This is a genomic window from Amycolatopsis rhabdoformis, assembly GCF_035918295.1.
In the GTDB taxonomy this organism is placed as follows: domain Bacteria; phylum Actinomycetota; class Actinomycetes; order Mycobacteriales; family Pseudonocardiaceae; genus Amycolatopsis; species Amycolatopsis rhabdoformis.
The window spans coordinates 2,912,103-2,931,308 of the sequence record NZ_CP142149.1 but is presented as its reverse complement, the minus strand read 5'-3'; the positions used below and the strand labels follow the sequence as shown (position 1 = coordinate 2,931,308).

At 73.5% G+C, this 19,206-nt stretch carries 18 protein-coding genes; 14 read left to right on the top strand and 4 right to left on the bottom strand.

Annotated features, from left to right (window positions below):
* The first annotated feature begins 13 nt into the window (after positions 1 to 13).
* From VSH64_RS13195 to VSH64_RS13170, 6 genes are all read left to right on the top strand, one after another.
* Positions 14 to 925, top strand: coding sequence for a diacylglycerol/lipid kinase family protein (locus tag VSH64_RS13195; RefSeq protein WP_326835865.1), 912 nt, complete (start codon positions 14 to 16; stop codon positions 923 to 925).
* A gap of 67 nt (positions 926 to 992) precedes the next feature.
* Complete coding sequence (locus VSH64_RS13190; RefSeq protein ID WP_326835864.1) at positions 993 to 3,782, top strand: DEAD/DEAH box helicase; 2,790 nt, start codon at positions 993 to 995, stop codon at positions 3,780 to 3,782.
* 196 nt (positions 3,783 to 3,978) lie between these two features.
* Positions 3,979 to 4,824 carry a DUF4333 domain-containing protein gene (locus VSH64_RS13185; protein ID WP_326835863.1) on the top strand — a complete coding sequence of 282 codons (846 nt, stop codon included), beginning with the start codon at positions 3,979 to 3,981 and terminating at the stop codon, positions 4,822 to 4,824.
* A gap of 90 nt (positions 4,825 to 4,914) precedes the next feature.
* Complete coding sequence (locus VSH64_RS13180; protein ID WP_326835862.1) at positions 4,915 to 6,117, top strand: GNAT family N-acetyltransferase; 1,203 nt, start codon at positions 4,915 to 4,917, stop codon at positions 6,115 to 6,117.
* Positions 6,118 to 6,164: 47 nt separating this feature from the next.
* Positions 6,165 to 6,575, top strand: a complete 411-nt coding sequence (locus VSH64_RS13175; RefSeq protein WP_326835861.1) for a DUF4333 domain-containing protein — start codon at positions 6,165 to 6,167, stop codon at positions 6,573 to 6,575.
* Between the two features lie 55 nt (positions 6,576 to 6,630).
* Positions 6,631 to 7,848 (top strand): GNAT family N-acetyltransferase, encoded by a 1,218-nt coding sequence (locus VSH64_RS13170; protein WP_326835860.1) that lies wholly within the window; start codon positions 6,631 to 6,633, stop codon positions 7,846 to 7,848.
* 7 nt (positions 7,849 to 7,855) lie between these two features.
* On the opposite strand, the gene VSH64_RS13165 is transcribed toward VSH64_RS13170, so the two are convergent.
* Entirely contained in the window at positions 7,856 to 8,806 is a 951-nt protein-coding gene (locus tag VSH64_RS13165) for a 5'-3' exonuclease (protein WP_326835859.1), read from the bottom strand.
* 109 nt (positions 8,807 to 8,915) lie between these two features.
* On the opposite strand from VSH64_RS13165, the gene VSH64_RS13160 reads away from it, so the two are divergent.
* The 4 genes from VSH64_RS13160 to VSH64_RS13145 are packed head-to-tail and all read left to right on the top strand — an operon-like array spanning position 8,916 to position 12,042.
* The gene (locus VSH64_RS13160) at positions 8,916 to 9,803 is read left to right on the top strand and encodes an NAD(P)H-binding protein (protein WP_326835858.1); all 888 of its coding nucleotides are present in this window, start codon (positions 8,916 to 8,918) and stop codon (positions 9,801 to 9,803) included.
* Entirely contained in the window at positions 9,803 to 10,414 is a 612-nt protein-coding gene (locus tag VSH64_RS13155; protein ID WP_326835857.1) for a CPBP family intramembrane glutamic endopeptidase, read from the top strand. Before VSH64_RS13160 ends, VSH64_RS13155 begins: the two co-directional genes overlap by 1 nt.
* 36 nt (positions 10,415 to 10,450) lie before the next feature.
* Complete coding sequence (locus VSH64_RS13150) at positions 10,451 to 11,593, top strand: M24 family metallopeptidase (protein ID WP_326835856.1); 1,143 nt, start codon at positions 10,451 to 10,453, stop codon at positions 11,591 to 11,593.
* The gene (locus tag VSH64_RS13145) at positions 11,590 to 12,042 is read left to right on the top strand and encodes an Lrp/AsnC family transcriptional regulator (RefSeq protein ID WP_033287500.1); all 453 of its coding nucleotides are present in this window, start codon (positions 11,590 to 11,592) and stop codon (positions 12,040 to 12,042) included. Before VSH64_RS13150 ends, VSH64_RS13145 begins: the two co-directional genes overlap by 4 nt.
* A gap of 47 nt (positions 12,043 to 12,089) precedes the next feature.
* Here VSH64_RS13145 and VSH64_RS13140 read toward each other — a convergent pair whose 3' ends face one another.
* Positions 12,090 to 12,749: a winged helix-turn-helix transcriptional regulator gene (locus VSH64_RS13140; RefSeq protein WP_326835855.1), complete on the bottom strand. Its 660-nt coding sequence runs from the start codon at positions 12,747 to 12,749 to the stop codon at positions 12,090 to 12,092.
* 52 nt (positions 12,750 to 12,801) lie between these two features.
* Between VSH64_RS13140 and VSH64_RS13135 the strand changes: the two genes are divergently transcribed.
* From VSH64_RS13135 to VSH64_RS13125, 3 genes are read left to right on the top strand one after another with little or no spacing between them, the layout of a single operon-like run.
* Complete coding sequence (locus VSH64_RS13135; RefSeq protein ID WP_326835854.1) at positions 12,802 to 13,599, top strand: class I SAM-dependent methyltransferase; 798 nt, start codon at positions 12,802 to 12,804, stop codon at positions 13,597 to 13,599.
* Positions 13,600 to 13,636: 37 nt separating this feature from the next.
* Positions 13,637 to 13,864 carry a hypothetical protein gene (locus VSH64_RS13130; RefSeq protein WP_326835853.1) on the top strand — a complete coding sequence of 76 codons (228 nt, stop codon included), beginning with the start codon at positions 13,637 to 13,639 and terminating at the stop codon, positions 13,862 to 13,864.
* Positions 13,851 to 14,150 (top strand): hypothetical protein, encoded by a 300-nt coding sequence (locus VSH64_RS13125; RefSeq protein WP_326835852.1) that lies wholly within the window; start codon positions 13,851 to 13,853, stop codon positions 14,148 to 14,150. Before VSH64_RS13130 ends, VSH64_RS13125 begins: the two co-directional genes overlap by 14 nt.
* A gap of 19 nt (positions 14,151 to 14,169) precedes the next feature.
* Here the strand turns inward: VSH64_RS13125 and VSH64_RS13120 are convergent, their stop codons facing one another.
* Entirely contained in the window at positions 14,170 to 15,249 is a 1,080-nt protein-coding gene (locus VSH64_RS13120; RefSeq protein ID WP_326835851.1) for a GDSL-type esterase/lipase family protein, read from the bottom strand.
* A 92-nt stretch (positions 15,250 to 15,341) separates the two neighbouring features.
* Here VSH64_RS13120 and VSH64_RS13115 point away from each other — a divergent pair, with 92 nt between their 5' ends.
* Complete coding sequence (locus VSH64_RS13115) at positions 15,342 to 16,331, top strand: nucleoside-diphosphate kinase (RefSeq protein ID WP_326835850.1); 990 nt, start codon at positions 15,342 to 15,344, stop codon at positions 16,329 to 16,331.
* A gap of 7 nt (positions 16,332 to 16,338) precedes the next feature.
* Here the strand turns inward: VSH64_RS13115 and VSH64_RS13110 are convergent, their stop codons facing one another.
* On the bottom strand, positions 16,339 to 19,116 hold the full coding sequence (locus tag VSH64_RS13110) for an ATP-binding protein (protein WP_326835849.1): 2,778 nt from the start codon (positions 19,114 to 19,116) through the stop codon (positions 16,339 to 16,341).
* Between the last annotated feature and the right edge of the window lie 90 nt (positions 19,117 to 19,206).

The following is a 19,206-nucleotide window of genomic DNA, read 5'->3' as shown; positions in this document are numbered from 1 at the left end:
CGCGGGAAACCGCATGGGGCTCAACGCGGCGCTCGCCGTCCACCCGGCCTCCGGGCACGGCGCCGCCGCCCGGATCGCCGACGCGGTGGCCGAGCGGCTGCGCCCCGCCGTCGACCGGCTCGACCTGCTCACCGCCACCAGCGTCGAGGAATCCCGCGCCCTGATGCGCTCGGCGCACGCCGAAGGCCTCGACGTGCTCATCGTCCTCGGCGGAGACGGCGCCGCCCACCAAGGCGTGCAGTTCTGCGCCGACCACGACGTCGCCCTCGGCCTCGTGCCCTCGGGCACCGGCAACGACTTCGCCCGCGCCCTCGGCACCCCCGCCGACGCCCTCGCGGCCGCCGACACACTCGCCGAAGCCCTGCGCACCGGCACCCGCCGCGTCCTCGACCTCGGCCGCCTCGACCCCGGCCCGGCCGGCCAGGGCGCCTGGTTCGCCACCGTGCTCTGCTCCGGCTTCGACGCCGCCGTGAACGCCCGCGCCAACGCCCTGCGCTGGCCCTCGGGCCCCCGCCGCTACGACGTCGCCATCCTCGCCGAGCTCGCCGCCTTCCGGCCGCGCCCGGTCACCCTCCACACCGACGACGGCGTCCTCGAACTCGACGCCACCCTCGTCGCCGTCGGCAACACCCCCTACTACGGCGGCGGCGTGCCCATCTGCCCCGGCGCCACCCCCGACGACGGCCTCTTCGACGTCACCGTGATCGGCGCCGCCGGCCGCCTTCAGCTGCTGCGCCTCCTACCCGGCCTGCGCACCGGCGCCCACCTGGCCCACCCCGCCGTGCAGACCCTGCGCACCCGCACCCTGCGCATCGAAGCCGACGCGAACCCCGCCTGGCCCGCCTACGCCGACGGCGAAACCCAAGGCCACACCCCCGTGATCGCCACCTGCGTGCCCCGCGCCCTCACCGTCGTCGCCCCGTAACCAGTCGGACACCCGCAGGTCGGCACGCCGCGTGCGGACTGTCGGTGCCGTGTGGAACCCTGGACAGGTGGCCAGTAGCCCTTCACCTTCCCCGGCCGAGGCCTATGCGACCTCGCGCCGCCGCGGCAAGTACCCCCAGCTGACGCGTTTCGCCGGCGAAGTGTCGTTCGAGTTCGACGACTTCCAGGTCCGCGGATGCGAAGCCCTCGAAGACGGCCACGGCGTGCTCGTGTGCGCGCCCACCGGCGCCGGCAAGACCGTGGTCGGCGAGTTCGCCGTGCACCTCGCGCTCGCCGAGGGCCGCAAATGCTTCTACACCACGCCCATCAAGGCGCTGTCCAACCAGAAGTACGCCGACCTCGTCGCCCGCTACGGCAACAACGCGGTCGGCCTGCTCACCGGCGACACCTCGATCAACGGCAACGCCCAGGTGGTCGTGATGACCACCGAGGTCCTGCGCAACATGCTCTACGCCGGCAGCTCCGCCATCCCCGAACTCGGCTACGTCGTGATGGACGAGGTCCACTACCTCGCCGACCGCTTCCGCGGCGCCGTGTGGGAGGAAGTGATCCTCCACCTGCCCGAACACGTCCGCGTGGTCGGGCTCTCGGCGACGGTGAGCAACGCCGAGGAGTTCGGCGAATGGCTCGTGGAGGTCCGCGGCGACACCACCGTGGTCGTCGACGAGCACCGGCCCGTGCCCCTGTGGCAGCACATGCTCATCGGCAACCGCCTGATGGACCTCTTCGCCGGCCAGGACGAAAGCGACCCCGGCGCCGAGCTCAGCATCAACCCCGGCCTGCTGCGCCGCGCCGAAGAACTCGGCCGCTTCGCCCCCGCCGGCCTGCGCGGCAACCGGGGCGGCCGCCGCGGCGCGCCCCGCCCGCAGCGTTTCCGCCCGCCCTCGCGCGTCGACGTCGTCGAACGCCTCGACGCGGCCGGGCTGCTGCCCGCGATCGTGTTCATCTTCTCCCGCGCCGGCTGCGACGCCGCCGTCGCGCAGTGCGTGCGCTCCGGGCTGCGGCTCAACGGCCCCGAGCAGGTGGAGGAGATCCGCCGCATCGTCGCCGAGCGCACCGCCGACCTGCCCAAGGGCGACCTCGACGTGCTCGGCTACTGGGAGTGGCGCGAAGCCCTCGAGCGCGGCTTCGCCGGCCACCACGCCGGCCTCCTGCCCGCGTTCAAGGAAACCGTCGAGGAACTGTTCCTGCGCGGCCTGGTCAAGGCCGTGTTCGCCACCGAAACCCTCGCGCTGGGCATCAACATGCCCGCCCGCACCGTGGTCCTCGAACGCCTGGTCAAGTACAACGGCGAAGCCCACGTGGACCTCACGCCCGGTGAATACACGCAGCTCACCGGCCGCGCCGGGCGCCGCGGCATCGACGTCGAAGGCCACGCCGTGGTCGCCTGGCAGCCCGGCATCGACCCCAAGCAGGTCGCCGGCCTCGCCTCCACCCGCACCTACCCGCTGCGCTCCTCGTTCCGGCCCGGCTACAACATGGCCGTGAACCTCGTCGCCCAGGTCGGCGCCGACTCCGCCCGCGAACTGCTCGAACAGTCCTTCGCGCAGTTCCAGGCCGACCGCTCGGTGGTCGGCACCTCCCGGCGCATCGACCGCAACAAGGAAGCCCTCAAGGGCTACGCCGACGCGGTCACCGGCGAGTTCGACGAAATGCTCGAATACGTGGAACTGCGAGCCAAGATCTCCGCCCGCGAGAGAACCCTCTCGCGGCAGAACACCGCCACCCGCCGCGCCGGCACCGCCGAATCGCTGGAGAAGCTGCGCAAGGGCGACGTGATCGCCGTGCCCGCCGGCCGCCGCGCCGGCCTCGCCGTGGTCGTCGACCCGGGCCTGGACCCGATCCGCGAGCCGCGGCCGGTGGTCGTCACCGAAGACCGCTGGTCCGGGCCCCTGTCGGTCGCCGACTTCCCCGCCCCGGTCGAGGTGCTCGGGCACATCCGCCTGCAAAAGCACATCGAGCTGCGCTCACCCAAGACCCGCCGCGACATCGCCTCGGCCCTGCGCGACTCCGGCATCTCCCTGCCCGGCCGCCAGCGCAGCCGCACCAGCCAGGGCGACGACGCCGAGCTCAACGCCCTGCGCCGGGCCCTGCGCGCCCACCCCTGCCACGGACTGGCCGAACGCGAGGCCAACCTGCGCTGGGTCGAGCGCTTCCAGCGCCTGCAGGCCGAAACCGACCAGCTCGAACGCAAGGTCGCCGCCACCACCCACTCGCTGGCCCGCGCGTTCGACCGGATCCTCGCGCTGCTCGGCGAACGCGGCTACCTCAGCCCCGACACCGGCCCCGACACCGGCCCCGACACCGGCGAAGACCGCGTGACCGAACACGGCCACCGCCTCACCCGTCTCTACAGCGAATCCGACCTCCTCGCCGCCGAATGCATCCGCCACGGCGTGTGGGAAGGCCTCGGCGCGGCCGAACTCGCCGCCGTGGTGTCCACGCTCGTGTTCGAAGCCCGCCGCGACACGGCGGGGGAGCCGCGGCTGCCCGGCGGCGCCGTGCCCAAGGCCTGGGAGGAGACCACCAAGCTGTGGGTCGACCTCACCGAGGACGAACGCCGCCACCACCTCGACCGCACCCGCGAACCCGACGCCGGCTTCGCCTGGCCGGTCTACCGGTGGGCCCGCGGCGAATCACTCGAAAAGGTCCTCACCGCCGCCGAGACCAACGGCCAGGAACTCTCCGCCGGCGACTTCGTGCGATGGTCACGCCAGGTGATCGACCTGCTCGACCAGATCCGCGACGTCCTCGGCAAGGCCGACCCGGTCGGCGCGGCCGCCGCCGAAGCCGTGCGCGCCCTGCGCCGCGGCGTCGTGGCGGCCGGCGCCGCGTGAGCGGGCCGGGTGAGGCGGGCGTGAAGCGCGCGCCGGTGCCCGGGCGTTCCCGGGCACGCGGAGGTCACCGCTCGGACAGGGTGTGCGTGGACGCGTGTGCTCGGCCCCGACCTGTGGTTGGATCGCGCTCGACACCGTGGGCAGCGGTCCCTCCCGTGGGGACCGCGGCCACAGGCGAACAAGGCGGAGGCGAACGATGAGCACGCCGTATGGCGGCAACGACCCGCAGCAGCAGCCCCAGTACGGGCAGCAGCCGCAATACGGGCAACAGCCGGGCGGCGCCTACCCGCCGAGCGGGCCGCAGGAACAGCCGTACAACCCCCAGCAGTACGGCCAGCAGCCCCCGCAGCCCTACGACTCGCAGCCCACCCAGTGGGTGCAGCCGCAGCAGCAGCAACCGCAGTACGGCCAGCAGCCCGGCGGTTACTCTCAGCAACAGCAGCCGCAGGCGCCCCAGCAGCCCCAATGGGGACAGCAGCCGCCTCCGCAGCAGTACGGCCAGCCGTATGACCCCAATCGCCAGCAGCAGCCCCCGCAGCAATACGGGCAGCAGCCCGGCGGCGGCTACCCGCAGAGCGGCCCGCAGCAGCAGCCGCTGTACGGCCAGCCGCAGACCGGCCCGCAGGCCCAGCAGCCCTACGGCCAGCCTGGCGCCCCGTACGACTACGGCCAGGCCACCGCGGTCAGCCAGACCGTCGGCGAAGGCGGCGAGGCGCCGAAGTCCAAGCGCGGCCTGTTCATCGGCATCGGTGCGCTCGTGATCGTGGTCGCCGTGGTCGCGGTCCTCGGGTTCGTGGCCCCCGGGTTCTTCAAGACCGAGGTCTTCAACAACACCCAGATGCAGACCGACGTGGCGAAGCTGCTCACCGACACCTACAAGATCGAAGGCGTCGGCGGCGTCACCTGCCCGGCCGAGCAGAAGGTGCAGGACGGGGCGAAGTTCGACTGCACCGCCACCATCAACGGCAAGCCGCAGCAGGTCCCGATCACCGTCAAGGGCAGCGACGGCAACTACGAGGTCTCCCCGCCCGCCGCGCAGTGACCCTGACCCGAATGGTGACGCTACGTCACGAATCGGTGAAGCCGCGTAATTCGGTGGCCCGCACCCCGCGGGCCACCGGATGATGCGGGCATGAGCGACCACACCGTCCGGCTCCTGACCGCGGCCGACGAACTCCGCACGTCCTGGAACCTCTTCCGCGGCACGCTGCACGTGAAGCCCGGCAGCGACGAGGAATGGGACCGGATCGGCGAAGCACTGGCCGAGTCACGGGTGTTCGCCGCGTTCGATCCCGAGCTGATCGGCACCGTCCGCTCCGCCGCCCACGAGGTCGTGGTCCCCGGCGGCGCGCGGCTGCCGCTCGCCGCCGTGACCGGCGTCGGGGTCCGCGCCGGCCGCACCCGCCGCGGTGTGCTCAGCGCCCTGCAGACGGCCCAGCTCCAGGACTTCGCCGAACGCGGCACCGTGCTCGCGTCCCTGCACGCCACCGAGGGCGCAATCTACGGCCGCTACGGCTACGGCGTGTCCACCCTGAGCCGCACGGTCGTGGTCGACCGCCGGCAAGCCACGCTGCGCCCCGAAGCACCGGCCGGCGGCGAGGTGAGCGTGTTCGGCCTCGAGCAGGCCCTGCTGCACTGGCCCGACCTCTACGGCGCCACCGGCACCCGCCGGCCCGGCATGATCACCCGGCCCGCGCACTACTGGCCGATGAACGAGAACCAGGCCCGCCGCCTCGACGGCCCCGTCGAAACCGCGGTCCACCGCGGCCCGGACGGCGTCGACGGCTACGTCGTCTACCACGTCGAGCGCGGCGAGGGCGACCGGCAGAAACTCACCGTGTTCGAGTTCCACTACACCGACCCGGGTGCGTTCGCGGGCCTGTGGCGGTTCCTGCTCTCGGTGGACCTCGTCGACGACATCGTCGCGATCGCGCGCCCGCTCGACGAACCCGTGGAACTGCTCTTCACCGATCCGCGCGCCGCCAAGATCACCGGCGTAGAGGACGAGACGTGGCTGCGCTTGATCGACGTGCCCGCCGGGCTCGCCGCCCGCACCTACGGCCCGGCCGAGCCGGTCGTGCTCGAGGTGACCGACCGGCTGCTGCCCGCCAACGACGGCCGCTACCGCGTCGGCCCCGACGGCGCCGAACGCACCGACACCGCCCCCGCGCTGCGCCTCGACGTTTCCGCGCTCGCGATGCTCTACTTCGGAGCGTGGCCCGCCTCGGCCCTGGCCGACACCGGCCGCCTCGAAGTCCTCGACGACACCGCGCTGTCTCACGTGGACACCCTGTTCGGCACGCGCCGATCCTCGTGGTGCGGTACTTTCTTCTGACCTTGACCAAGGGCCCGTAACGGGCATCGGGGGACAGGAGCGGGGACATGCGCGCCGTCACGGTGCTGGGGCTGTGCGGCCTCGGGCTGCTGATCACCACCGGCTGTTCGAGCAAGGCCGACCCGGCCGGCTCCGTCACCACCGTCACGGTCACCCCCACCACGACCGCGCCGGATCCGTCGTCCGGCAGCCCGGGCGCGACCCCGGCGTCCGGCTCGGCTTCGAGCACCGGCCCGGCGCGCGTGTTCGACGCGAAAGCCATGGACGCCGCCGTCGCCAAGCTCCTCGCCGACACCTACAAGATCGAGGGTGTCGGCGAGGTCAGCTGCCCCGACCGCCAGGCCGTGACCGACGGCTCCGCGTTCCAGTGCGTGGTCGACCTCTCGGGCGAACAGAAACACGTGCTCATCACCGTCACCGGCACCTCCGGCGACTACCGCGTCGACCCACCGAAGTAGCCGCCCGCCCGAAAATCGCGTGGCATCGGCACGGCCGGCTTGGTTGGATCGCGGCATGACCGACTTCGTGGTACGCCCGATCACCGAGGACGAGCTCCGGCCCACCTTCGACCTGCTCGTGGAGGCGCTGCACGACCGCCGGCCCTCCGACGAGCGATGGGCGCAGGCCGACGGTGCCTGGGCATTGCCGGGCAAGTTCGGCGCGTTCGCCGAGAACCGTCCGGTCGGGATCGCCAGCGGGTTCGCGACCTCGATCGCCGTACCGGGCGGCGCGGTGCTGCCCGCCCAGGCCGTGGACGGCGTCGGCGTGCGCGCCGACTGGACCCGCCGCGGGGTCGTGACCGCGCTGATGACCGCTCAGCTCACCGATCTCGCCGACCGCGGCACCACCCTGGCGTGCCTGCACGCCAGCGAAGCCGTGATCTACGGCCGCTTCGGCTACGGCATCGCCACCTCCGGGCGCACCGTCCGGGTGAACCGGCCCGTCCAGCTGCGCGAAGGGGTGGAAGCCGGCGGCGCCGTCCGCCTCCTCGACACCGACGAGGCCCGCGCCGCGCTGCCGGCGCTGTACGAACGGATCGGGCTGCACCGGCCGGGCATGATCGCCCGCCCCGAAACGTGGTGGCCCATGGCCCTGAGCTACCGCCTGAGCCGCGAAGGCGGCTACCGCGTGGCCGTCCACACCGGACCCGACGGCCGCGACGACGCGTTCGCGATGTTCAAGAGCGTCGACCAGGCCACCGCCGCCGAGCCGGAACACGGCCCGCTGCTGGAAGTCCGCGACCTGCACGGCGCGAGCCCCGAGGCGATCGCCGCGCTGTGGCGCTTCCTGTTCTCGATCGACCTCGTCGCCACCGTCACCTCGCGCTTCCGCCCCGTGGACGAACCCCTCGGCGTGCTGCTCACCGACCCGCGCCGCGTCCGCACCACCGACGTCGAGGACGACCTGTGGCTGCGGCTGGTCGACGTCGCCGGCGCGCTGGCTGCCCGCACGTACGGCGACGCCACGCCCGTGGTGTTCGAAGTGGACGATCGCCTGCTGCCGGCCAACCGCGGCCGCTACCGCGTCGGCCCCGACGGCGCCGAGCGCACCGACGCCGAAGCCGACCTGCGCCTCGACGCCGACACCCTCGCCATGCTCTACCTCGGCGAGTGGCGCGCCTCCACGCTGGCCCAGGCCGGCCGGATCACCGCGGCCACTCCCGAAGCCCTGCAGCGCGCCGACACCTTGTTCGCCACCGCCGAACGGCCGTGGTGCGGCACCTACTTCTGAGCCGCCCTCACGCCTTCGGCAGCGCGGCCAGCAGCCGCTCCACCGACCGGCCCAGGTTCCACCGCTCGGCCAGCTCCGCGACCCGGTCCGGGTCCGCGGGGCTCGTCGGCACGGCGTCCGAACCGGACTGCTCCACCGGCGCGTCCACGGCCACCCGCACCACCGTGGGCGCCACGGCGAGGTAGTCGCCGGCGTCCTTCAGGCGCAGCCGCATCTTCAGCGGCAGCCGCGAGTCACCCGAGTTCGCCGCCGCGATCAGCTCCTCCAGCGACCCGAACTGCGTGATCAGCTTCGCCGCCGTCTTCTCACCGATCCCCGCCACGCCGGGCAGACCGTCGGACGGGTCGCCGCGCAGCGCGGACATGTCCACGTAGGCCGGGCCCGCGTGCTCCACCGGCACGCCGTAGCGCTCGGCGATCTCCGCCTGCCCCAGCACCTCGGCCTTCGCCCAGCCCTTGCCCACGTACACCACCGACGTGCGCGTCGGCGTCGCGCGCACCAGCTGGAACAGGTCCCGGTCGCCGGTGATCACCTCCACCGGCGCGTCCTGCTCGCGGGTGGCGAGCGCGCCGATCACGTCGTCGGCCTCGTACCCCGCGGCCTCCGCGGTGGCGAACCCGAACGCGGCCAGCACGTCGAGGATCACCGGCACCTGCGGCGTGAGCGTGTCCGGCACCTCCTCCACGTCGGCCTCACCCTCGCCGTGCCCGGGCACGGCGACCCGGTGCGCCTTGTAGCTCGGCAGCAGATCGGTGCGGAACTTCGGCCGCCAATCCGCGTCGAGGCAGGCCACCAGCCGCGAGGGCCGCCGGTCGGTGAGGATGCGCGCCAACGTGTCGGTGAACCCGCGCACGGCGTTGACCGGCGTCCCGTCGGGCGCGGTCATCGAATCGGGCAGCGCGTAGTACGAGCGGAAGTACAGGCTCGCGGAATCGAGGAGGGCGAGTGGTCCGGTCACGGGCCCAGCCTGCCACGTCCGCCCCCACGGCACCCCGCCTGACGCGCCGCCCGGTTTCCCCCGCCGTGTGCCGGGTACTCCTGATCGGAAGCCGACGGAAGGGGAGAGCGTGCGGGTACTGGTCACCGGGGCTTCCGGGTTCGTGGGGAGCCGGCTCGCCGCGGCACTGGCCGAAGCGGGCCACGACGTGCTCGCGATGACGCGCAACCCGGCCGCCTACGAAGGCGCGGGCACCGCCGTGCACGGCGACGTCGAGGACGCGCGGTCCCTCGAAAAGGCCCTGGCCGGCACCGACGCCGCCTACTACCTCGTGCACTCCCTCGACGACCGCGACTTCGAACGCCGCGACGCCGCCGCGGCCCGCGCGTTCGCCGTCGCCGCCCGCGACGCCGGCACCGGCCGCATCGTGTACCTCGGCGGCCTCGGCGAAGACTCCGACGAGCTGTCCGCCCACCTGCGCAGCCGCCGTCAGGTCGAGTTCCTGCTCGCCGGCACCGGCGTGCCCGTGACCGTGCTGCGCGCCGGCATCGTGATCGGCCACGGCGGCATCTCCTGGGAGATCACCCGTCAGCTCGTGGAACACCTGCCCGCCATGATCACCCCGCGCTGGGCCGCCACCCGCGCCCAGCCCATCGCGATCGCCGACGTGGTGCGCTACCTCGTCGGCGTGCTCGACTGCCCCCGGGCCGAAGGGCGCACGTTCGAGATCGGCGGCAGCGAAAAGCTCGCCTACCTCGACATGCTCCGCCGGCTGGCCCGCCTCGAAGGCCGCAGCCCGGTGATCGTGCCGGTGCCGCTGCTCTCACCGCGGCTCTCGTCGTACTGGCTCGCGCTCGTGACCGACGTCGACGTCGCCACCGGCCGCACCCTCATCGACTCGATGGCCAACGAGGTGGTGGTGCGCGACGCCTCGATCCGCGACGTCGTACCGTTCGAGCCCATGGACTTCGACTCCGCGGCACTCGCGGCCCTGGCCGAACGCGCGCGAGCGGCCTGATGCGAAGGCTGCTGCTCGGCGCGGTCACCGCGGCCGGGACCGCCCTGCTGGGCCGGTCACTGTCCACCCCTCCCGGCTCGCCCCGCTTCCACGGACGCACGGCCGCCGTCGCCGCCACCTGGATCGCGGGCGGGCTGGTGGCGGGACCACCACCGCGGGGCACCGCGCGCCACCCCGTCGCGGGACCGGTGGCGCTCGCCGTCGGCGCGTTCGGCGTGTTCTACGGCTGCGCGCTCGTCGCCCACCGCATCCCGCCGTTGTCGCGGGCGATCGCGGGCGTGCTCGCCTACGCCGACCGCGGCTCCGGACCGGCCGTCTACGCGACCACGCTGATCACCGGCGCCGCCGAGGAAGTCTTCTTCCGCGGCGCCCTGCAGAGCTCCGTGACCCGCGCGCCGGTGGCGACCTCGACGGCGGTCTACGCACTGTCCACGGTGGCCACCCGCAACCCGGCACTCGTGCTGGCGTCGATCGTGATGGGCACCCTGTTCGGGCTGCAGCGGCGCGCCACGGGCGGCATCCAGGCGCCGCTGCTGACCCACGTGGTCTGGTCCGCGTTGATGCTCACGGCCCTGCCGCCGCTGTTCGAAACTCCGGCCCCGCCCGGGTGACGGGCGCCCGCGCGGGCCGGTACTAGGCTCAGCCGCATGTCGCGCCGATCCCTCCACACGCCCGCTCCGGACGCCGCCGCGCTCCGCGCCCGCCTCGACCGCGCAGCGAAGGCGGCCGCCGCCGCGGACACCGACGCCCTGCTCATCGCCCCCGGTTCCGACCTGCGCTACCTGCTCGGCCAGGCCGGCGGCTCGTTCGAGCGCCTCACCACCCTCGTGGTGCCCGCCGACGGCGTGCCCGCGCTCGTCGTCCCCAAGCTGGAGGCCCCCGGCTACGCCGACGTGCCCACCGCCGAGCTCGGCATCGACATCCTCACCTGGGTCGACGGCGACGACGCCTACCGCCTCGTGGCCGACCGCATCGGCAAGGCCCGCCGCGTCGCCGTCAGCGACTTCACCCCGGCCCTGCACGTGCTCGCCCTGCGATCCGCTCTCGGCGACGCCGAGCAGACGCTGGCCGGTCCGGTCGTGCGCGAGCTGCGGATGCGCAAGGACGCCGCCGAGATCGCCGCGCTGCGCGCCGCCGGTGCCGCGATCGACCGCGTGCACGCCCGCGTGGGCGAATGGCTGCGCGCCGGGCGCACCGAGGCCGAGGTGGGCGCCGACATCGCCGCCGCCATCGTCGAGGAAGGCCACACGGTCGCCGACTTCGTGATCGTCGGCTCCGGCCCCAACGGCGCCAGCCCCCACCACGACGTTTCCGACCGCGTGATCGAGCGCGGCGACGTGGTCGTGGTCGACATCGGCGGCCCGCTGCCCGAGGGCTACAACTCCGACTCCACCCGCACCTACGCCGTCGGCGAACCCCGCGACGCGGACGTGGCCCCGACCTACGCGGTGCTGCAGCAGGCCCAGCAGGCCGCGGTCGACGCCGTGCGCCCGGGCGCCACGGCCGAATCGATCGACGCCGCCGCGCGCGAGGTGATCGACGCCGCCGGCTTCGGCGAGTTCTTCATCCACCGCACCGGCCACGGCATCGGCCTCGACGTGCACGAGGAGCCCTACATCATCGCGGGCAACACCCTGCCGCTCGAGGCGGGCATGGCGTTCAGTGTCGAGCCGGGCATCTACCAGCCGGGCCGCTGGGGCGCGCGCATCGAGGACATCGTCGTGGTCACCGAGACCGGCGTCGAGGCCGTGAACACGCGGCCGCACGACCTCGTCGTGCTCGAAGCATGAGCGGCCCCCTCGAGCCGCTCGACCAGTCGATCGTGCAAGAGCTCGCCGCCGACGGCCGGCGCAGCTTCACCGACCTCGCCGAACGCGTCGGGCTCTCGGTTTCGGCGGTGCACCAGCGCGTGCGGCGCCTCGAGCAACGCGGGGTGATCCTCGGCTACACCGCCCGCCTCGACGGCGAGCAGATCGGCCTCCCGCTCACCGCGCTGATCTCGCTCACCCCGAACGACCCGGCCGCCCCCGACGACTACCCCCAGCGCATCCAGCACATCACCGAGATCGAGTCCTGCTACTCGGTCGCCGGCGACGAGTCCTACATCCTGCTGGTGCGCGTCGCCTCCCCGCTCGGCCTGGAAGACCTCCTGCGCCGCATCCGGGAAGCGGCCAAGGTCTCGACCCGCACGACGGTGGTGCTGTCCACGCCGTTCGAAGGCCGATCACCGACGTTGTAGCGCGTGGTGCTCCCTCACCTCGGCGGGGGAGCACCACGGCTGCGGCATCACCTGCCGAAGGGGAACACCGCGATCGTGTCGAGCATCGTGCGCACGGCGTGCGGCTCACCGGTCAGGGAAACGCCCTCGGTCTCGGCTTCGCGAGCCGCAGGTGGGCTGGTCAGGAACTTCGCCAGCGCGTCCCGGCCGGCCGTCACGGTCACGTCCGGCTCCGCTTCCGCCCCGCGGCTCAACCTCCAGCGCGTGCCGTCGAACGCGAGCACGTAGTCCTCCTCCCCGCGGAACAGCCAGCGCGCCGGCTCGATCACGGCGCCGACGTCGTCGAGCAGGATCTGCAGCGCCCACAGCAAGTGCTCCGGGTGCGTCGGCTCGCCGGGGGCGGGTGCGCGCAGGGAGTGGCGCAGGCCCCACAGCGCGAGCTGCTCCAGCGTCGGCACGAGGTCCTGGCCGGCCGGCGTCAGGCGGTAGCGGACCTCGCGCCGGCCAGGTTCGCGGTCGGCGGTCACGAGGTCGTCGCGCTCCAGCTCCCGCAGCCGCCGGGTGAGGGTGGTGGGGGTGATCCCGCCGAGCGCGGCCACGAGATCGGTGAACCGGCGCGGCCCGTGCACCAGGTCGCGCACGATCAGCAGGGTCCACCGGTCACCGAGCCGGTCCAGGCTCTGCGCCAGCAGGCAGTAGTGGCCGTAGGTCTGGGTGCGGTTCTCCACATAAGCTATCTTACAGATACTATCTTCGAGATACTTTCACTGGGGAGCCCGTATGACCGACCTCGACACCCACTACGCGACCGGCCTCTCGCGAGCCGCCATAGAACAAGCGCTGGTGGCCGCCGGCAAGGACCTCGACCACCTCGTGCCCGCCGACCTCGCCACGCTCGAGGACTTCCACACCATGGGCCGCCTCGCCACGGGCGCGCTGGCCGACCTCGCGGCCGTGACCCCGGGCGACACGGTCCTCGACGCGGGCAGCGGCATCGGCGGCACGGCCCGCTTCCTCGCCGACCGCCACGGCTGCCGCGTGAGCACCGTCGACCTCACCGCCGAATACTGCGACACGGCCCGGTGGCTCAACGGGCTCGTCGGCCTGCCCGCGATCGACGTCCGCCACGGCGACGTGACCGAACTGCCGTTCCCCGACGCCGCGTTCACCGTGGTGTTCAGCCAGCACGTGCAGATGAACGTCGCCGACAAGCACGCGCTCTACCGCGAAGCCCGCCGCGTGCTCGCGCCGGGCGGGCGCCTGGCGCTGTGGGACGTCACCGCCGGCTCCGCCCAGGCCCTCGACTATCCGCTGCCCTGGGCCGACGAGCCCGCCCACAGCCACCTCGCCGCGCCCGGCGAGCTGCGCGAAGCGGTGGAATCGGCCGGCTTCACCGTGTCGCACTGGGCCGACCTCACCGAGACCGCGGCCGGGGTCATGCAAGCCGTGCAGGCCCAGCCGCCGAACCCGCTCGGCCTGCACGTCTTCGTGCCCGGCTTCGCGACGAAGGGCGCCCACCTCACCCAGGCCCTCGCGGACGGCCGGCTGCGGGTCGTCCAGGCGGTCGCGATCGCGTGACCCGCCCACCGACCCGAGCACTGGTACGATAAAAGGTATGGCAACGCGTAAGGTCACCCTCTCTCTCGACAGTGGTGCGCTCGAGTTCGCCGAACGAGCTGCGAAAGCGCACGGAATCTCGGTCTCGTCCTGGTTGTCCAAGGCGGCCCGGAGGGAGGCGGTGCGCACCGGTTACACCCCGCAAGCAGCACCGGCCGCCCCCGTGGCCGAAGCGGACGAGGTCGAGCGGACCGCGGCGGAAAAGGACATGCGTGCGCAGGGGTGAAGTCTGGACGTACCACCCCCCGACCGAACCGGCCCGGGAACGCACCGTGGTGCTCCTGTCGTCGGACGGGGTGAACGAATCCGAGCGGCCGTGGCTGCTCGGCACCGAACTGCTCGACCGGGACCCGCAGGACATCCTGGGCGTCGCGGTCGACGCGCGGTACTGGGTGTCCACCCTGAACCTCACGCGGCTCTACCGGCCGTGGTTCGCCGAGCGGATCGCGGAGATCGACCAGGAAGTGCAGGAACACATCGACGTCGCCCTGCGGGCCGCGCTCGACCTCTAGTGCCGGGTGACGTGGCGGTTCAGCGGCCGGGGACCTCGGGTGTGGCGTGGAGTTTGCCGTCGGGCCCGGCGAGGCAGGCGGCGTTGCCGTCGCGCACGGCGAGGAACTCGGAGAGGCAGTCGGCGATCGCGGCGTGCCCCGCGGCGTTGGGGTGGAACGACTCCTGCAGTGCGTGCTGCGCGCGGTCGACCTGCCCCAGATCACTCAGGTGCAGCGTCAGGCGCGTGAACCACTCCGAAGCCGGGTTCGCCCCGCCGCTGCACGCCTCGTGGTGCTCGCCCGCGCGCGCCAGGTCGAGGAACCGCGCGCCGGACTGCACGGCGGCCTGCTTCAGCCCCGCCGACAGCGTGGAGATGCCGGTGGTGGAGATCCACTGCAGGTCGTCGGTGCGAAACGGACAGCCGTTGAGGTTCTGCAGCCCCGCCGGCACGTCCGGGGCGACCGGAGTCGCGTAGGACTGCAGCACGAGCTGGTAGTCGGCGGGCACGTACCCCGCTTGCGCCAGCACCTTTTTCACGTCCCCCACGGCGTTCACGACCTTCGGCACCATCGCGTCCACTTTGGACTGCCACGTCCGCTGGAGCGCGACGTTGCACGAAGGCGCGCCCACGCTGAACCACGCCTTGAAGCAGTCGGTGACCTGCGTGGAGAACTTCGGGTCGTCGTTGGCGCCGATCGCGATCACCACGGCGGCCACCCGGTGGTTCTTCACCACCGCAGCCAGCTGCTGCGCCTGCGACTGCTCACCCCACTGCTTCACCCCGCCCAGCGCCACCTGCTCCGCCGGCGCACCGGAACACGCCAGGTTCACCCGCGCCGTGACACCGGGGATCCGGACCTTCTGCACGAACGCGTTGGCCGAGCGGTGGCACCAGTCGCCGGCCCGGCCGTCGGTGTCGGCGGTGTAGTCGCCCGCGCCCTCGCCGGACACGGTGCTGTCGCCGATCGCCACCACGGTGAGCGGGCCCGTGCCGGGGGGTCCTTTGCGGGGCAGCGGCTGCCCGGGTTTGAGGCCGGGGCCGGAAAGCACGAAGAAGCCCGCGAGCACAGCCACGCAGGCGAGGACCAGGGCTCCCCACCACCACCGGAATCGTCGCATCGCCGTCCGAGTCTAGCGAGCGGATCCGGCTCTGGGGTTTTCCCCGGTCGCGCACTGGGACATTGGTCACCACCGCGAAGGGAGCGGATGCCATGAACGGGGACGAGAAGGACGGGCGGCGGCCGCCGGAGGCCCTGACCCGCGACGCGGACAAACACACCCGGTACACGGCCGACACCTACTTCCAGGAGTCGCTCGAGCACCTGCGCACCCTCACCGGCGACGCCGCGCGCTTCGCGGGCGCCCACGGCCTGCTGCTGCTCAAACCCGACGCGATCGCCGCCCGCCGCGTCATGTCCACAATGGACTGGCTGGCGGAGAACGGGTTCCGCGTGGTCGGGGCCCGTCGCGTGCGGCTCACCCCGGTCACCCTGCGCGCCCTCTGGTACTTCCAGTGGAACACCGCCACCCCGCAGCTGCGGCGCATCGCCGACCACTGCGCCGGCTGCACGGACTCGCTGCTGCTGGTCCTCGCCCCGGCCGGGGACCAGGGTCCACTGGCCGACCTGCCCGTGCCGGTGCGGCTCACCGAGCTCGTCGGCCCGAGCGACCCCGCCGTCCGCGAACCGGGCCGGCTGCGCACCGAACTCGGCCGCTACGCGCTGCTCAACCTCGTGCACTCCTCCGGCGACCCGGCCGACGTGGTGCGCGACCTCGGCATCTACTGCACCCCCGAAGCTCGCGCCGAACTCGTGACCCAGGTCCTCGCCGGCGCCGACCGCGAGCCCCTCGTGCGTGACCTCGCCCGCGCCGCCTACGCCGACAGCCCCGCCCACGACCTCTCGGTGCCCGGCGCGAAGACCCGCCTGCGCCGCGAAGCCGAACGCCTCCTCGCCGGGCCGACCCTCACCCCGGCCGCCCGCGCCGCCCTCGGCCCCGCCTTGAGCACCGGCGGCGACGAGGCCATCCGCACCATCGTGGAGGCCACCTGGGCCCACCACCTGCCGCTGCCGGCGTGGGACATCACCGTCGCCGCGGCGGAGCTCTACCCGATGACCGTGCCCGGAGCGCGCCCGCTGCTGGCCCCGATGACGGCGGCCCGGTGGCGGCGCGCGGCCCTGCACGCGGTGCGCCACGCCTGAGCACCCGTCAACCGGCGCTCTCGGTGTCCGGCAGCACGGTCGCGAGCTGGCCGCGCGAGGTGATCGCGAGCTTCGTGAAGATCTTCTTCAGGTGGTACTGCACGGTCCGCGCGCTCAGGAACAGCCGCGCCGCGATCTCCGGATTCGACAAACCGTCGCGCGCCATCCGGGCGATCTGCGCCTCCTGAGCGGTGAGCTCACCGTGCTTGATCGCATCGACCCGCTTGCGCACCGTGCCACCGGCCACGCGCAGCTCCCGAGCGGCGCGTTCCGCGAAGCCGGCCGCGCCCAGATCCTCGAACGCGGTGTGCGCGATGCGGAGCTGATCGCGTGCGTCGTTGTGCCGGCGTTCGCGGCGGAGCCACTCGCCGTAGAGCAGGTGAGCCCGGGCCAGGTCCACGCGCATCCGGGTGCGGCCCAACCGGTCGATCGACTCGCGGTAGAGCTGCTCGGCCCGGCTGCCGTCGCTGATCAGCGCCTGGCACCGGCGTTGCAGGCCCAGTGCCCAATCTGTGCCGGCGGCCCCCGTCGCTTCGGCGAGCCGGGCACAGCCGCGCACCGCGGTGTCGGGGTCGCCGGTGCGCACGGCCGCCTCGATCAGCTCGCCGTAGGCCCACAGCATCGCCACCGCACCGGCGTCGAACCGGGTGGCGCGCTGCGCCGCGGCCAGCGCGTCGCGGTAGCGGCCGAGCCCGTTGTGCAGCAGGGCGCCGGCCCATTCGGCGAACGTGATCGCGGCGCCTTCACCCCGGCGGGCGACCTCCTGCACGGCCTGTTCGTAGAGCTGCGCGCCGCCCACCAGGTCACCGCGCAGCGCCGCCAGCCCCAGCGCGCCGTACGGCGCCAGCGCGGTGCCGGTCGCCGTGGCGATCTCCTCGGCCTCGTCGATCATCCGCGCGGCCTCGGTGAGCTCGCCGAAGTGCAGGAGGATCAAGGCGCGCACGTGCAGCGCCAGCGGGAGCTCGCTGAGCGCGCCGAGCTCACGCGCCAGCCGCACGTGCCGGACCGACAGCGTGTCCCAGTGCCGGTCGTCCCACGTGCGGATGGCGGTGGTGCCGGCGAACCACATCCAGTGCAGCTCGTCGTCGGGTGCCATCTCGGCGCCGTAGCCGGCCAGCGCGGTGCGCAGCGCCGGCAGCCCGGCCGCGTAGCCGTGGTTGAGCGCCGTGACCGTTCCGTCGAGGAGGAGGTCGAGGGACCTGACCTTCGTGGGTGGCGGGGCGGCCCCGGCGGCCAGCGCGATCTGCCGCAGGTCACCGGCCTCCACGGCGAGCCGGCCGACGAAGGTGGCCGCGGCCAGCGCGTCGAGGTAGGTCGCGCGGCAGCGGTCGGCGTCCAGGTGTTCGAGGCGGTTCGCGGCCTTGAGCAGCAGCGGCGGTCCGTCGCTGCCGCGGCGCGTGGCGAACGCCAGCTGCGCCCCGATGAGGTCGGCTCGCGTCCGGTGCGTTTCGTCGAGCGGCGCCGCTTCGGCGATGGCCAGCAGCTCGGGAACGGGACCGAACGCGCCGGCCCGCAGGTGCAGCTCGGCGGCGGCGAGCGCGCGCGTGGTGCGGGTCGGCGGGTCGAGGGTGAGCGCGACCGCGCGCAGCAGGAACGCCGCCGCGGCCGCGAACCCGCCCCGCGCCCGCGCTCGTTCGGCCGAGCGGGCCAGCGCGTCGGCGGCCTGCTCGTCGGGACCGACCGTGGCCTGCGCCCGGTGCCAGGCCTGCCGGTCGGGATCCAGCCGCGGGTCGGTGGCCTCCGCGAGCGCTCGGTGGGCCTGGCGGCGGTGCTGCTCCGACACCGCCCGGTACACCGCCGAGCGGGCCAGCGGGTGGCGGAACCGGACGCGGGTGCCCAGTTCGATCAGCCCGGTCTCGGCCGCGGGCTCGGCGGCGTCGACCCCGATCCCGAGCACCGCGGCGGCCCGCCACAGCAGGGCCGAGTCACCCGACGGGTCGCTCGCGGCGATCACCAGCAGCGTGCGGGTGGCGTCGGGCAGCGCGCGGATCCGATGCCCGAACCGCTCCTCGATGCTGCCGGACAGCGCCACCGCGCCGGGCAGCCCGAACCCGCCGGCGAGCTGCGTCGCGCTCAGGCCATGCGGCAGCTCCAGCAGAGCCAGCGGGTTGCCCTGGGTCTCGGCGATGATCTGCTCGCGCACGGAGGCGTCGAGGGGTCCGGTGAACACCGTGTCGAGCAGGTCGCCCGCGTCGGCCGGCGCCAGGCCGGCCACGGCCAGCTCCGGCAACCGCGCCAGGTCTTCGCCGACGACCCGGGTCGCCACGATCAGGCCCAGCGACTCCGCCCCCAGCCGTCGGGCGAGGAACGTGAGGACCTGCGCGGAGGCCCGGTCGTACCACTGGTGGTCGTCGATCAGGCACAGCACGGGCTGCTGCGCCGCGGCTTCCGACAGCAGGGTCAACCCGGCCAGCCCCACCAGGAACCGGTCCGGCGCCGGGCCGGAGCTGAGGCCGAACGCGGTGCGCAGCGCCTCGCGTTGCGGTTCGGGCAGCAGGTCGAGCCGGTCGAGCAGTGGCGCGCACAGCTGTTGCAGCCCGGCGTAGGGCAGCTCCATTTCGGACTGGACGCCGCTGCCGCGCACCACCCGGAACCCCGTCGCCCGCCCGGCCGCGTAGTCCACCAGCGCGGTCTTGCCCACGCCCGGCTCACCGTGCACCACCAGCGCCCGGCTCTCCCCGGAGCGAACCGCCCCGATCAGCTGATCGAGCACCGCGCACTCGGCCCGGCGGCCGATGAGTTCGACGGCACCCCGCCACCTCGGAAAACCCGCTGGTACCCGCACTTCGCCACAGTATCGCCGGCCCTTTCCCGCCACGGTGGCTGGCCATCGGCGGATGCAGGCGTGTGAGCCCGGGCCCCAGACTCGGATCAC